Here is a 13,557-nt window from a genome sequence, read left to right as displayed (position 1 = left end):
CCTCAAATTGGCAAAGAGTGAGGCTTGGGGATATAGGAATAACTATAAGTGGATTAGTAGGAAAAACAAAGCAAGATTTTATCAATGGCAATGCTAAATATATTACATTTTTGAATGTTTTAAATAATGTTATAATAGATACTTCTATACTAGAAAATGTAAAAATATACCCAAATGAAAAACAAAATTCCTTTAAAAAATATGATTTATTTTTTAATACTTCTTCAGAAACTCCAAAAGAAGTAGGCATGTGTGCCGTGCTGTTAGATGATATAGACCAAGTTTTTTTGAATAGTTTTTGTTTTGGTTTTAGAATATTTGACAAGGCAGTTGATGGCTTGTTTTTATCATACTTAATTAATAGCGAAATAGGCAGAAAAGCTTTTGAAAATTTAGCACAAGGTTCAACACGATACAATTTATCAAAGAGTGGTTTTAATAATGTTTGCCTTTTTTTACCTCCCCTAAACGAACAAATCGCTATCGCTAATGTTTTAAGCGGTTTGGATCATGAAATCATTAGCCTTAAAAACAAAAAACGCCAATTTGAAAACATCAAAAAAGCTTTAAACCACGATTTAATGAGCGCTAAAATCAGGGTTTTAAACAAATAAAACGCCCCAAAAGTCAAGGACAAACCCGCTTATAAAGGAAACCCTTAAGCTTAAAAGCTTAAGGGAACGCTCTTAGAAAATCAGCGTTTCACAGAAACGATCACTTTAAGCCCTAAAAAAGCAAACTCAAAGTATAATGTTTTCCAAGAGCGTTTGTTATGTGTCTTAGGCATAACATGCTCCTTTTAAGGAAGTTTGCCCCATATTGCAACTATGGGGCGTGGTGAAATCCTACAACAAACCCCCTTAAAACTTCATCTAGTCAAACGCTAAAAACAAAATTAAAAAATGTGAATGAAAAAATAAAAAAATAAAACGCCCCAAAAGTCAAGGACAAACCCGCTTGAAAAGGAAATCCCTAAGCTTTTAAACTTAAGGGAACGCTCTTAGAAAATCAGCGTTTCACAGAAACGATCACTTTAAGCCCCAAAAAAGCAAACTCAAAGTATAATGTTTTCCAAGAGCGTTTGCCACTTTTGTGTTTCATGGCATGCTCCTTACAATGTTGGTCTGCCCCATAAAGCCACTTATGGGGCGTGATGAAATCCTACAACAAACCCCCTTAAAACTTCATCTAGTCAAACGCTAAAACAAGGCGTTTTTAAATCTAGTGCTTCAAACAATCTTCAAACAAATACTGATGCTCGCCAGGTAAAGCGTCAAATAAGGCTTTGGCTAAATCTTGCATTTCTTTTAAGGCTTTATTGCTGCTTCTTAAAGTCAATAAATTTTGCAAGCTCCTAGCGTTAATGCTATAGGCTAAATGCGTTTTATAGCTTTCAGGCATGGCGTATTTGGCTAAATCGTTTTTAATGTTATGCTCGCTCAATAAAACCCTTAGATTTTCTAAAGCCAAAACGCTCATTGCATTCACTTTTTCATTATCCACGAACACTAAAAACTCTTTGGCTCTTTCTAAATTCGTTTCATTAAGGGGTAAAAAGCTCTCCACTTCTTTCAATTCCCTTAAAGTGTAACGGCTTGATTTCACGCTCAAGCTCGCTATTCGATGCCGGCTCAATTCTTGCAACGCCCCCCTACTCAAGCCCTTGATTTCAAAATTGTAATAAAGATGCTCTAAAGTGGAAGAATGCCTAAAAATATTCCCCACCCTGTGGATGAGTTCCTTATCCTTACAGCCTCCATCATCGCTGTATTCAAAACTCTGCCAGCAAGTGCGGATCGCTTGGCTCGCAATGTCTAAAGGGGTATAGTGCTTACAAATCACTTCCATTATTTGACTCCTAATCGCTTTTTATTCCACGGTAACGCTTTTAGCTAAGTTTCTTGGGTGATCCACATCATGATTCAAACGCATAGCGATTTCTAAGGCTAAAAGCTGCACCGCTAAATTCATGCGGAAAAATTCTTCCATGTAGCTTTCGCTCTCTTCTAATTGGATAAAATCATCAGCGATCTCTAAAATTTCAGAGCTTAACACGCAAATCGTAGAATCCCTAGCGCTCAATTCTTCAATATTGCTTTTGGTTTTATCAAATAACAAGTGCTTAGACAATAGAGCAATGGTAAAAAGATTAGAATCCACCAACGCAATAGGCCCATGTTTCATCTCCGCGCTTGCATACCCCTCAGCGTGCAAGTAGCTGATTTCTTTAAGTTTTAACGCTCCTTCTAAAGCGAGCGGGTAAAACACATCGCGCCCGATATAAAAAAAGCCATGCCCATGCAAGTAGCGTTTGGATAGGCGCTTGATTTTTTCATGCAATTTAGGCTCTACTTTCATCGCATTCACGCTATTGAGCATGTTTTTAGCCTGGATTCTTTCTTCTTCTTTAGAGATGGTCCCTAGCTGTTTGCCTAGATACACGCTCAAAAGCCATAAAAGCATCACTTGCGAAGAAAACGCCTTAGTGGATGCTACGCTGCGCTCTACCCCCGCTCTGATCAAAAGCACATGATCGCTAATGCGGCTCATCATGCTAAAAGGAGCGTTACACAAGCTAATGGTTTTAAGCCCTTGGGCTTTGGCTAATTTTAAAGCCTCTAAAGTGTCAGCGGTTTCGCCGCTTTGAGAAATCGCTATAAAAAGCTCGTTAGGGTTGCTTTTAAAATGGGCGTAGCGGTATTCGCTCGCTAAAATGGCCCTCGCTCTTATTTTGGCTAATCTTTCAAACAAATACACGCTCGCCAAACTCGCATGGTAACTGCTCCCGCAAGAACACAGCGTGATTTCGCTCACGTTTTCTAAAAATTCAGGATCGATCTCGCAATACACATTCAAGGCTTCCAAGCGCCCCTCTAAACACTCTAACAAACTGCTGTGCTGCTCATAAATTTCTTTTTCTAAATAATTCCTAAAATTGCCTTTAGAATAATCCTTATTTTCAAAAGCGTAATCTTTCATGTTTTCAATGTGTTTTAAATCTTTAAAATTTTCTAAAGAAATCTGCCCCACGCTGTTTTCTTCTAAAATGACAAATTGATCCACTTTAGGGGCCAACACGCTCAAACTGGACGCAAAAAACACCCCCTCTTTGCCCTTACCAACGATTAAAGGCGAAGAAGATTTAGCGTAAAACAAGCTCTCTTTAGCCCTTTTATGGAGCATTAAAATCGCATAACTCCCTTTTAAAAGGCTGATGCTTTTTTCAAAGGCTTTCAATAAATCGCCCTCGCTTTTAAGCGTTTCTTCTAACAAATGCGCAATCACTTCCGTGTCCGTTTGGCTTAAAAACGCATGCCCTTTATTTTCTAATTCTTTTTTCAAACTCGCATAATTTTCAATGATCCCGTTATGCACTAAAGCTAAATTTTCTGTAAAATGCGGGTGAGCGTTCACGCTGTTTGGCTTCCCATGCGTTGCCCATCTCGTGTGAGCGATACTCACGCCAAAATCCAAAAACTCCTTATCTTTAAGCTCTGATCTAAGGTTTTCTAATTTCCCTTGAGTTTTAAACACTTCCAAACAATCATTGCTCAATATGGCTAAACCAGTGCTGTCATAACCTCTGTATTCCAATTCTTTCAAGCCCTCTAAAAGAATAGATTTTTTCTCGCTATTCCCTATATAACCTACAATCCCGCACATTTAAAACACCAATAACCCTTTTTTGATCTTGTTTAAAGCGTTGATAAGCTCCTTTAGGCGCTCCACTTCTTCGCTTAATTGCGTAAAAAACGCTTCATTCACGCTCTTTGGCATGTCCATGCTCCCTCTTTTAATCTCAATAAAATCCCCCAAACTCAAATTCGCTAATTTTAAAAGCATTTCAATTTCATTTTGCGAATCTTCAATCTCCGCTAAAATCTTGCGCATTTTTTCAAACATTCAACCGCCTTTAATTTAGAATGCTCCATGATAGCTAAACTATTAAATTATTAAACTATCAATGATGTTTTCTAAAATCTGTTTGACTTTGGCGTGGTTTTCTTTAAATTCCTTATGCGCGTTAAGCCACACATGGTTACTCACGCAAAAAATCCCTTTAGCCTTTAAAGAAAAAATTTTAGCCACGCTTAAAACGCTAAAAAACTCCATGTTTTCTAATAAAACGCCTTTTTGAACCATTTTTTTAGCAAACATTTCGCCGGTGTGGATGTAGTTACTGCTATTCACGCCCACCCTTTCAAAAAGAGCTTCCTCTTCAGTTTCTATTTGAATGGAATTATCCAAAGGCGTGTAGCTGTTTAAATGGCTAAAACTCTCTTCAACTTGATAGCCGCAAACGCTTTCAAACACGCTTAAAAGCTCAATTTCTGGGCTATAACTCCCCGCGCTCCCTATAAAAATAAGGCTTTCTGTATCAGGGTTTTTTAAACACATTCTCGTTAAATGAATCGCGCTCTCTATCAAGCCCACACCAATAGGCACCGCTTTTTTTAAAGTCTCATTCCTTCCCGCGCAAAGCAGCATGAAAATCCTTTTTTCGCATCCATTAGCTTATTATAAAGCAAGCATTATAGACAAACCCTTAAAAGAAACACCTTAATTTTAAGGCTTCATTCACATTTCATTCACATGTTATTCCTTTTTCATTCACAACTTATTCACGCTATAATAACGCCATGGATACCAACAACAATATTGAAAAAGAAATCTTAGCACTTGTCAAACAAAAAGTTAGTCTCATAGAATATGAAAATTACTTTAGCCAACTCAAATACAACCCTAACGCGAGCAAGAGCGATATTGCCTTTTTTTATGCCCCCAACCAAGTCTTATGCACCACGATTACGGCTAAATACGGCGCGTTGCTTAAAGAAATTTTAAGCCAGAATAAAGTCGGCATGCATTTAGCCCATAGCGTGGATGTGCGTATTGAAATAGCGCCTAAAATCCAAATTAGCGCCCAAGCTAATATCAATTACAAAGCCATAAAGACGAGCGTCAAAGACTCTTACACTTTTGAAAATTTTGTCGTAGGCTCATGCAATAACACCGTTTATGAAATCGCTAAAAAAGTCGCCCAGAGCGATACCCCCCCTTATAACCCAGTGCTTTTTTATGGTGGCACAGGGTTAGGCAAAACGCACATTTTAAACGCTATCGGTAACCATGCCCTAGAAAAGCATAAAAAAGTCGTGTTAGTCACTTCAGAAGATTTTTTGACAGACTTTTTAAAGCATTTAGACAACAAAACCATGGATTCTTTTAAAAAAAAATACCGCCATTGCGACTTTTTCTTGTTAGATGACGCTCAATTTTTGCAAGGAAAGCCCAAGCTAGAAGAAGAATTTTTCCACACTTTTAACGAATTGCACGCTAACAGCAAACAAATCGTATTGATTTCAGACCGATCGCCTAAAAACATCGCCGGCTTAGAAGATCGCTTAAAATCGCGCTTTGAATGGGGGATAACCGCTAAAGTCATGCCCCCTGATTTAGAAACCAAACTTTCCATTGTCAAACAAAAATGCCAGCTCAATAAAATCACCTTGCCTGAAGAAGTGATGGAATACATCGCCCAACACATCAGCGACAATATCCGCCAAATGGAAGGCGCGATCATTAAAATCAGCGTGAACGCGAACTTAATGAACGCCACCATTGATTTGAATCTCGCTAAAACCGTTTTAGAAGATTTGCAAAAAGATCATGCTGAAGGCTCAAGCTTAGAAAATATCTTGCTCGCTGTTGCACAAAGCTTAAATCTCAAATCCAGTGAAATCAAGGTCTCTTCACGCCAAAAAAATGTCGCTCTAGCGAGAAAATTAGTCGTGTATTTCGCCAGGCTTTATACCCCTAACCCCACGCTCTCGCTCGCTCAATTTTTGGATTTAAAGGATCATTCAAGCATTTCTAAAATGTATTCTAGCGTTAAAAAAATGCTTGAAGAAGAAAAAAGCCCTTTTGTCTTAAGCCTTAGAGAAGAAATCAAAAACCGCCTGACCGAATTGAACGACAAAAAAACCGCTTTCAATTCAAGTGAATGAAAAAAGGCTTATCAAAAAGCGTTTCATTCACTTTTTTTCAAATCCCACAACCCCCTTAAAAATGTGCACCTCTAAAGCTTTTTAATTTTTCATTCCATTCATTCACGCCCCTACTACTGTTACTAATTATTATTAATCAAAATGTTACCTATCTATAACTTATTGATAACTTTTACTAAACCTTTTTTTAAGATATAATCCAAAAATCCAAAATAAAAAGGAATCAACATGAAAAAAACCCTTTGTCTGTCTTTCTTTCTGACTTTCTCTAACCCTCTTCAAGCCCTTATGATCGAGCTTTTAGAAGAAATCAAAACCTCGCCGCATAAAGGCACTTTTAAGGCTAAAGTCCTTGATTCTAAAGAACCAAGACAAGTTTTAGGCGTTTATAATATCTCCCCACACAAAAAACTCACGCTCACAATCACTCACATATCCACCGCAATTGTCTATCAACCCCTTGATGAAAAACTTTCTTTAGAAACGACCTTAAACCCCAACCGCCCTACTATCCCTAGAAACACCCAGATTGTTTTTTCTTCAAAAGAATTGAAAGAGTCGCACCCGCACCAAATGCCTTCTTTAAACGTGCCCATGCAAAAACCACAAAACAAGCCCCATTCATCACAACAATCTTCTCAAAACTTTTCTTACCCAGAGCCCAAACTAGGCTCTAAAAACTCTAAAAACAGCCTTTTGCAGCCTTTAGCAACTCCTAGCAAAACAAGCTCCGCTAATGAAGTTAAAACGCCAACAAACGACACTAAACCCCCTTTAAAGCATTCTTCAGAAGATCAAGAAAACAACCTCTTTGTAGTGCCACCCACTGAAAAAACACTCCCTAACAACACCTCTAACGCTGATATTGATGAAAATAATGAAAGCAATGAGAATAAAGATAATGTGGAAAAACAAGCCATTAAAGATCCCAATATCAAAGAATTTGCATGCGGGAAGTGGGTCTATGACGATGAAAATTTACAAGCTTACCGCCCAAGCATTTTAAAACGCGTTGATGAAGACAAACAGACTGCAACAGACATTACCCCTTGCGATTACAGCCACGCTGAAAATAAAAGCGGTAAAATCACTACCCCCTACACTAAAATTTCTGTTCATAAAACAGAGCCTTTAGAAGAGCCGCAAACTTTTGAAGCTAAAAACAATTTTACGATTCTTCAAGCCAGAAGCTCTACGGAAAAATGCAAAAGGGCTAGAGCGCGAAAAGACGGCACGACTAGGCAATGCTATCTAATAGAAGAGCCTTTAAAACAAGCGTGGGAAAGTGAGTATGAAATCACCACGCAATTAGTGAAAGCCATTTATGAGCGCCCAAAACAAGACGATCAAGTAGAGCCGACTTTCTATGAAACCAGCGAATTGGCTTATTCTTCCACACGAAAAAGCGAAATAACGCACAACGAATTGAATTTGAATGAAAAATTCATGGAATTTGTGGAAGTGTATGAGGGGCATTATTTGAACGATATAGTCAAAGAAAGCAGTGAATACAAAGAATGGGTTAAAAACCATGTGCGCTTTAAAGAAGGGGTGTGCATGGTTTTAGAAATAGAAGAGCAACCACGAGCCAAAAGCACGCCTTTGAGTATTGAAAACTCTCGTGTTGTGTGTGTCAAAAAGGGGAATTATTTATTCAATGAAGTTTAAGATGGTGGCTTGAGGCGGAATCGAACCACCGACACGAAGATTTTCAGTCTTCTGCTCTACCGACTGAGCTATCAAGCCAAGCAAAAAACAATTATTGCATAAAAAAGGTAAAATAAAGCTTAATTTTTAAAAAAATGACTAAAAAGATATAATTTACTCAAAATCAAACAAGGATTAAAATGAAATTGATCTCATGGAATGTGAACGGGTTAAGGGCTTGCATGACTAAGGGCTTTATGGATTTTTTCAATAGCGTTGATGCGGATGTTTTTTGCATTCAAGAATCTAAAATGCAGCAAGAACAAAACACCTTTGAATTTAAAGGGTATTTTGATTTTTGGAATTGCGCAATTAAAAAGGGCTATTCTGGGGTGGTAACTTTCACTAAAAAAGAGCCTTTAAGCGTGAGCTATGGGATTAATATTGAAGAGCATGACAAAGAAGGGCGCGTGGTAACTTGCGAATTTGAGTCGTTTTATTTAGTGAATGTTTATACCCCTAATTCCCAACAAGCCCTATCCAGGCTTAGTTATCGCATGAGTTGGGAAGTGGAATTTAAGAAATTTTTAAAAGCTTTAGAGTTGAAAAAACCGGTCATTGTGTGTGGGGATTTGAATGTGGCCCACAATGAAATTGATTTAGAAAACCCCAAAACCAACCGAAAAAATGCCGGCTTTAGCGATGAAGAGAGAGGGAAATTCAGCGAGCTTTTGAACGCTGGTTTTATTGACACTTTCCGTTATTTTTACCCTAACAAAGAAAAGGCTTACACCTGGTGGAGTTATATGCAACAAGCAAGGGATAAAAACATTGGTTGGCGCATTGATTACTTTTTATGCTCTAACCCTTTAAAAACGCGCTTAAAAGACGCTTTAATCTATAAAGATATTTTAGGGAGCGATCATTGCCCGGTAGGGTTGGAATTAGTTTAAAGGTAGAAAGTGTGCGAAATAAAGACAGAAAAAAGCCTTACAAAGGGTGAGTTATATTCAAAAGCAAAAGGCCATTTGATCCCCACTTCAATACTAGCGTCATGGTGGAATAGCACGGTTTGGAATTTAAACCCCACTAAACCCAACATCCTAAAATTGGAAGTTTTGAGCGAAAACCCTTGAATACTACGCCAATCGTCAATGATGAAATTCGCACTGTGTTTGGAAAGAGTCCATGTGTTTTCGGCAACTTGCATGCCATAAAAAAGAGAAAATACATACAAGGGGTTTTTATTGTATTCCACGATCAAATCCCCTCCAAAGCCGTAAGTGAACATGTTCGCTTGAGCACCCGTTCTTTTATTGAGGATGACATTCCCATAATCCATAAAAAAGTAATAGCGCGAATAAAACCAGTAGTTAGTGGGGTTAATCTCCCAACCTAAAGAAAAGCTCGCCCCTTCAATCGTGCGTTTGAGATCGTTGTATTTTTTCATGATCATTTTCCCTACCTGGTATTGAGAAGCCACATAAAAACGGCTTTTGGCCTGCGTAAGGGTAGGGTTTAAAAAACAAACACTTAAAAATAAAGGGGTTACTTTTTTAAATAAATCCTTTGAAAAAAATTTCACACTTTAATACTTCCTGTTGAGCGGGGAGCTGAGATTGTCTTGGTGGTTAGTGGCTCGTTGCAAAACATTGTTCGTTCTTTTTTGCGAAGGATCAGCGTTTTCTTCATTATTGATTTCATCAATTTTATTTTCGTTATTGATCAAATCATTCACTTCTTTGGTGGCTTTTTCATCTTCTTCTTCATGCTCAATTTTTTTTATATCCTTATTCGCTTGATTGATTGGATTGTTTTGAGTGGTTTTAGTGTTGTTTTGGTGCGATTGAGACGATTTTTTAGGATCGTCTGCGCTAAACAGGCTTAAAACAAAAGAGATAGCGATAAAATGAGTGATTTTAGATTTCATCAATTAAATTTCCTTAAGTCAATGTATAATTTGATTATCTTATCATAAAAATGATTAAGGATTGGCTAGGGTAAGAACAAATTGCAAGAAACAGATAATTTATTAAAAACATTGAATGTGAAATCGCTTTTAGAAGCCTTGCTTGTTTATACGCCTAAAGGCTATAAAGATTTGAATCTATTAAAACATTTTGAATTGGGCTTGAGCGGCGTTTTAGAAGTGGATATTTTAGATAAAAGAAACTACGCCAAAGTTTTAAAGATTTTTGTCTATTCCAAACGATTTTACAAAAATTTAGAGCTTGTTTTTTTCAATTACAGCGCGTTCCATTATAGCCAGTTTAAAACCGGCGAGAGTTTATTTATTTATGGTAAATTAGAGCAAAGTTCTTTTAATCAAGCTTATATCATTAACACGCCTAAAATCCTTACCGAATTTGGCAAAATTTCTTTAATTTTTAAAAAAGTTAAAAATTATAAAAAAATACAAGAAAATTTACAAAAACTCATTTCGTTAGAAAATTTAAAAAAGGAAGGCGTTAAAGAGAATATTGCGCATTTATTGTTAGAAATCTTTTTCCCCACGCCGCATTTTGTCAAGGATTTTGAAACGAATAAAAATTTCCCTTCGCAACATTTAAATGCATTAAAATACATTGAAATGCTTTTTTATATGAAAAATTTAGAGCGCAAAAAATTGCAATTTGGCGCTAAAATCGCATGCCCCAATAATAGCGAACGCTTGAAAGCGTTTATTACTTCTTTACCCTTTAAACTCACACGCGATCAACAAAACGCCATTAAAGAAATCCAAAGCGATCTCACTAGCTCCATAGCGTGCAAGCGTTTGATTATAGGCGATGTGGGGTGTGGGAAAACGATGGTGATTTTAGCGAGCATGGTATTAGCTTACCCTAATAAAACCCTTTTAATGGTGCCCACTTCCATTCTCGCTAAACAGCTTTATAACGAAGCCTTAAAATTTTTACCCCCTTATTTTGAAGTGGAGTTATTGCTTGGCGGGAGCCGTAAGAAGCGATCCAATCATTTGTTTGAAACAATCACGCATGTGGTTATAGGCACGCAAGCGTTGTTGTTTGATAAGCGCGATTTGAATGAATTCGCACTAGTGATCACTGATGAACAGCACCGATTTGGCACAAAGCAACGCTACCAATTAGAAAAAATGGCGAGCAGTAAGGGTAATAAACCCCATTCCTTGCAATTTTCCGCTACCCCCATTCCTCGCACTCTGGCTTTAGCCAAAAGCGCATTTGTGAAAACGACCATGATTAGAGAAATCCCTTACCCTAAGGAGATTGAAACTCTAGTCTTGCATAAAAGAGATTTTAAAATAGTGATGGAAAAAATCAGCGAAGAAATCGCTAAAAACCATCAAGTCATTGTCGTCTATCCGCTAGTGAATGAAAGCGAAAAAATCCCGTATTTATCGCTCAGTGAGGGGGCAAGTTTTTGGCAAAAACGCTTTAAAAAGGTTTATACCACTTCAGGGCAGGATAAAAATAAAGAAGAAGTGATTGAAGAATTTAGAGAATCCGGGAGCATTCTTTTAGCGACTACGCTCATTGAGGTGGGCATTTCTTTACCACGATTGAGCGTGATGGTGGTTTTAGCGCCCGAAAGGTTAGGCTTAGCGACTTTACACCAGTTAAGGGGGCGCGTTTCTCGTAACGGATTGAAAGGCTATTGTTTTTTATGCACGATCCAAGAAGAAAACGAACGATTAGAAAAATTTGCTGATGAGTTAGACGGCTTTAAAATCGCTGAATTGGATTTAGAATACAGAAAAAGCGGGGACTTGCTCCAAGGAGGGGAGCAGAGCGGGAATAGTTTTGAATACATTGACTTAGCCAAAGATGAAATCCTTATCGCTGAAGTGAAAGAAGATTTTTTAAAGGCCGCTAGCGTTTCACATGGAACATTTGAAAATTAAGGTAGAATTGGGTAATTTAAATCATTTAAAAAAAGGATAGCAATGCAAAATAAAGAAATTGGTGGAGAAAAAAGCGTTAATGAAAAAAATTTAGAGGTATTTAATCGTTATTTTCCCGGTTGCTTGAGCATGGAAAATGATGGCAAACTCACGCTGGATGCGGGAAGATTAAAAGCGTTACTAGGGGATTTTAGCGAAATCAAAGAAGAGGGCTATGGGTTGGATTTTGTGGGTAAGAAAATTACCTTAAATCAAGCTTTTAAGAAAAATAATAAGATTTTAAAGCCCTTAAACGAATCCACGAGCAAGCACATTCTCATCAAGGGCGATAATTTAGACGCTCTCAAAATCTTAAAACAAAGCTATAGTGAAAAAATCAAAATGATCTACATTGACCCCCCTTACAACACCAAAAACGACAATTTTATCTATGGCGATGATTTCTCACAATCCAATGAAGAGGTTTTAAAAACATTGGATTATTCTAAAGAAAAGCTGGATTATATTAAGAACCTTTTTGGGTCAAAATGCCATAGCGGTTGGCTTAGTTTCATGTATCCCAGATTGTTGCTCGCTAAAGACTTGCTCAAACAAGACGGCGTGATTTTCATCAGCATTGATGATAACGAAGCCGCCCAACTCAAACTTTTATGCGATGAAATTTTTGGGGAGGGGAATTTTGTGGCTCAATTTATATGGCATTCTAAAAATAAGCCAAGTGGCAACACAACAGAAGATAAAACGATTGACACAAGAACAGAATATATTTTTTGCTATCAAAAATATAATTTTAAAGCAAATAAACATGAAAATACAAAAGAAGAATTAGAGGAAAAAGGTTATATTTTAAAAGATGAATATTTTGAAACAAGAGGGCATTATAAGCTCACTCCTTTAATGCGCTCATGTTCTGCAAGTAGTTTTCAATATATTGAGAGTTTGGATTATGAAATACAAGCACCTGATGGCACATGGTTTAAAAACCATCAAAATATTAAAAAAGAGAAATCATACCGCTATACTTGGAGTAAAAAATTATTTGATTTTGGTAATCAAAATGGGTTTATTGAATTTCAAAAAACGAGCGATGGTTTTTGGTGTGCGTATAGAAAAATGTATGAATTATGTGCAATTGATAACAAAAAACTACAGATTATCTATCGCAAAAGTGGGAATGCGTATTCTAATTTAATCACTAATCTTTATAGCGATATAGGAGCGAATGAAGTAAGAAATATTTTTAATGGAGAAAAAATTTTTTCATACCCAAAACCTACAAAACTCATCAGCCGACTGATTGAATTATCCACTAACGAGGGCGACATCATCTTAGATTTTTTCGCCGGGAGCGGGACAACCGCGCATGCCGTGTTAGAGAGTAATAAGAGCGATTATCAAAAATTAAGTGAGGGGGGGGGGGTTATTTAATGGCTTGAGCGCCGCATTTAAAGAAAGGCGCTTCATTCTCGTCCAATTAGATGAAAAAATTGACCCCAAGAAAGACAAAAGCGCGCATGATTTTTGTTTAAACACCCTAAAATCCACCTCCCCAAGCATTTTTGACATCACCGAAGAAAGGATTAAAAGAGCGGGGGCTAAAATCAAAGAAGCTTGCCCTCATTTAGATGTGGGGTTTAGAGCGTTTGAAATCATTGATGATGAAAAATTAGGCGATAAAAATCTGGGCGAAGCCACTCAAAAGGATTTATTCGCTTATTCCAACCCTGAAAAAAAAGAAACTCAAATAATTTTAATCAAGCTTTTATGCTTAGAGGGTTTGGAGCTAACCACCCCTATAACTTGCTTGATTGAAAACGCCTTGTATCTGGCTAAAAATACGGCTTTCATTGTGGGGGATGTGGAAATGAGCGGAATTTTAGAAAACTTGAAAGATAAAGGGGTGGAAAAAATCAGCATGTATATGCCCGCTATCAGTAACGATAGGCTGTGTTTGGAATTGGGCAGTAATTTGCTTGATTTGAATTTAGAGAGCGGCGATTTAAAGATTAGGGGGTAGAG

14 protein-coding genes, 1 tRNA gene and 1 pseudogene are annotated in these 13,557 nt (G+C 37.3%); 7 read left to right on the top strand and 9 right to left on the bottom strand.

Features of this window, described 5'->3' with window-relative positions; translation table 11 throughout:
* Positions 1-8: 8 nt before the first annotated feature.
* Positions 9-614, top strand: a pseudogene (locus tag FIM44_RS00480) (restriction endonuclease subunit S); the annotation flags it as partial.
* Positions 615-694: 80 nt separating this feature from the next.
* Here the strand turns inward: FIM44_RS00480 and aapA3 (FIM44_RS08950) are convergent.
* The 6 genes from aapA3 (FIM44_RS08950) to FIM44_RS00455 form a co-directional block, all read right to left on the bottom strand.
* Positions 695-787 (bottom strand): hypothetical protein, encoded by a 93-nt coding sequence (gene aapA3, locus FIM44_RS08950; protein ID WP_001126950.1) that lies wholly within the window; start codon positions 785-787, stop codon positions 695-697.
* Between the two features lie 221 nt (positions 788-1,008).
* Positions 1,009-1,101 (bottom strand): type I toxin-antitoxin system toxin AapA3, encoded by a 93-nt coding sequence (gene aapA3, locus FIM44_RS08945; RefSeq protein WP_000681134.1) that lies wholly within the window; start codon positions 1,099-1,101, stop codon positions 1,009-1,011.
* 120 nt (positions 1,102-1,221) lie between these two features.
* Entirely contained in the window at positions 1,222-1,848 is a 627-nt protein-coding gene (thyX, locus tag FIM44_RS00470; RefSeq protein ID WP_000451923.1) for an FAD-dependent thymidylate synthase, read from the bottom strand.
* Between the two features lie 21 nt (positions 1,849-1,869).
* Complete coding sequence (gene glmS, locus FIM44_RS00465) at positions 1,870-3,663, bottom strand: glutamine--fructose-6-phosphate transaminase (isomerizing) (RefSeq protein WP_140578516.1); 1,794 nt, start codon at positions 3,661-3,663, stop codon at positions 1,870-1,872.
* Entirely contained in the window at positions 3,664-3,903 is a 240-nt protein-coding gene (locus FIM44_RS00460) for a DUF2443 family protein (RefSeq protein WP_020973076.1), read from the bottom strand.
* A 42-nt stretch (positions 3,904-3,945) separates the two neighbouring features.
* Positions 3,946-4,488 (bottom strand): nucleoside phosphorylase-I family protein, encoded by a 543-nt coding sequence (locus FIM44_RS00455; RefSeq protein WP_140578514.1) that lies wholly within the window; start codon positions 4,486-4,488, stop codon positions 3,946-3,948.
* A gap of 152 nt (positions 4,489-4,640) precedes the next feature.
* Between FIM44_RS00455 and dnaA the strand changes: the two genes are divergently transcribed.
* Both dnaA and FIM44_RS00445 read left to right on the top strand, forming a co-directional pair.
* Positions 4,641-6,008 (top strand): chromosomal replication initiator protein DnaA, encoded by a 1,368-nt coding sequence (gene dnaA / locus FIM44_RS00450; protein WP_140578512.1) that lies wholly within the window; start codon positions 4,641-4,643, stop codon positions 6,006-6,008.
* A 228-nt stretch (positions 6,009-6,236) separates the two neighbouring features.
* Positions 6,237-7,676 (top strand): competence protein, encoded by a 1,440-nt coding sequence (locus FIM44_RS00445; RefSeq protein WP_140578511.1) that lies wholly within the window; start codon positions 6,237-6,239, stop codon positions 7,674-7,676.
* Positions 7,677-7,678: 2 nt separating this feature from the next.
* On the opposite strand, the gene FIM44_RS00440 is transcribed toward FIM44_RS00445, so the two are convergent.
* Positions 7,679-7,754 (bottom strand) — tRNA-Phe (locus FIM44_RS00440).
* Positions 7,755-7,855: 101 nt separating this feature from the next.
* Here FIM44_RS00440 and FIM44_RS00435 point away from each other — a divergent pair.
* On the top strand, positions 7,856-8,608 hold the full coding sequence (locus FIM44_RS00435) for an exodeoxyribonuclease III (protein ID WP_000767549.1): 753 nt from the start codon (positions 7,856-7,858) through the stop codon (positions 8,606-8,608).
* On the opposite strand, the gene FIM44_RS00430 is transcribed toward FIM44_RS00435, so the two are convergent.
* Both FIM44_RS00430 and FIM44_RS00425 read right to left on the bottom strand, forming a co-directional pair.
* Complete coding sequence (locus FIM44_RS00430) at positions 8,605-9,240, bottom strand: outer membrane protein (RefSeq protein WP_131130755.1); 636 nt, start codon at positions 9,238-9,240, stop codon at positions 8,605-8,607. The two genes, FIM44_RS00435 and FIM44_RS00430, sit on opposite strands and share 4 nt — an antisense overlap.
* 3 nt (positions 9,241-9,243) lie before the next feature.
* Complete coding sequence (locus tag FIM44_RS00425; RefSeq protein WP_140578509.1) at positions 9,244-9,585, bottom strand: hypothetical protein; 342 nt, start codon at positions 9,583-9,585, stop codon at positions 9,244-9,246.
* 81 nt (positions 9,586-9,666) lie between these two features.
* Between FIM44_RS00425 and recG the strand changes: the two genes are divergently transcribed.
* From recG to FIM44_RS00410, 3 genes are read left to right on the top strand one after another with little or no spacing between them, the layout of a single operon-like run.
* Entirely contained in the window at positions 9,667-11,538 is a 1,872-nt protein-coding gene (gene recG / locus FIM44_RS00420; protein WP_140578507.1) for an ATP-dependent DNA helicase RecG, read from the top strand.
* 42 nt (positions 11,539-11,580) lie between these two features.
* Positions 11,581-12,966, top strand: a complete 1,386-nt coding sequence (locus tag FIM44_RS00415; RefSeq protein WP_140578505.1) for a site-specific DNA-methyltransferase — start codon at positions 11,581-11,583, stop codon at positions 12,964-12,966.
* Entirely contained in the window at positions 12,944-13,555 is a 612-nt protein-coding gene (locus FIM44_RS00410) for a site-specific DNA-methyltransferase (RefSeq protein WP_140489523.1), read from the top strand. The genes FIM44_RS00415 and FIM44_RS00410 overlap by 23 nt, the downstream gene beginning before the upstream one ends.
* Positions 13,556-13,557 lie beyond the last annotated feature (2 nt).

It is taken from the genome of Helicobacter pylori, from assembly GCF_006440215.1.
GTDB classification, from domain to species: domain Bacteria; phylum Campylobacterota; class Campylobacteria; order Campylobacterales; family Helicobacteraceae; genus Helicobacter; species Helicobacter pylori_CS.
The sequence above is the reverse complement of the archived record's forward strand: the minus strand, read 5'-3'. Positions and strand labels throughout refer to the sequence as shown.

What these genes read in the sequence shown, in the direction of transcription:
- aapA3 (WP_001126950.1), bottom strand. Translation starts at nt 787, where the DNA reads ATGCCTAAGACACATAACAAACGCTCTTGGAAAACATTATACTTTGAG.
- aapA3 (WP_000681134.1), bottom strand. Translation starts at nt 1,101, where the DNA reads ATGAAACACAAAAGTGGCAAACGCTCTTGGAAAACATTATACTTTGAG.
- thyX (WP_000451923.1), bottom strand. Translation starts at nt 1,848, where the DNA reads ATGGAAGTGATTTGTAAGCACTATACCCCTTTAGACATTGCGAGCCAA.
- glmS (WP_140578516.1), bottom strand. Translation starts at nt 3,663, where the DNA reads ATGTGCGGGATTGTAGGTTATATAGGGAATAGCGAGAAAAAATCTATT.
- FIM44_RS00460 (WP_020973076.1), bottom strand. Translation starts at nt 3,903, where the DNA reads ATGTTTGAAAAAATGCGCAAGATTTTAGCGGAGATTGAAGATTCGCAA.
- FIM44_RS00455 (WP_140578514.1), bottom strand. Translation starts at nt 4,488, where the DNA reads ATGCTGCTTTGCGCGGGAAGGAATGAGACTTTAAAAAAAGCGGTGCCT.
- dnaA (WP_140578512.1), top strand. Translation starts at nt 4,641, where the DNA reads ATGGATACCAACAACAATATTGAAAAAGAAATCTTAGCACTTGTCAAA.
- FIM44_RS00445 (WP_140578511.1), top strand. Translation starts at nt 6,237, where the DNA reads ATGAAAAAAACCCTTTGTCTGTCTTTCTTTCTGACTTTCTCTAACCCT.
- FIM44_RS00435 (WP_000767549.1), top strand. Translation starts at nt 7,856, where the DNA reads ATGAAATTGATCTCATGGAATGTGAACGGGTTAAGGGCTTGCATGACT.
- FIM44_RS00425 (WP_140578509.1), bottom strand. Translation starts at nt 9,585, where the DNA reads ATGAAATCTAAAATCACTCATTTTATCGCTATCTCTTTTGTTTTAAGC.
- FIM44_RS00415 (WP_140578505.1), top strand. Translation starts at nt 11,581, where the DNA reads ATGCAAAATAAAGAAATTGGTGGAGAAAAAAGCGTTAATGAAAAAAAT.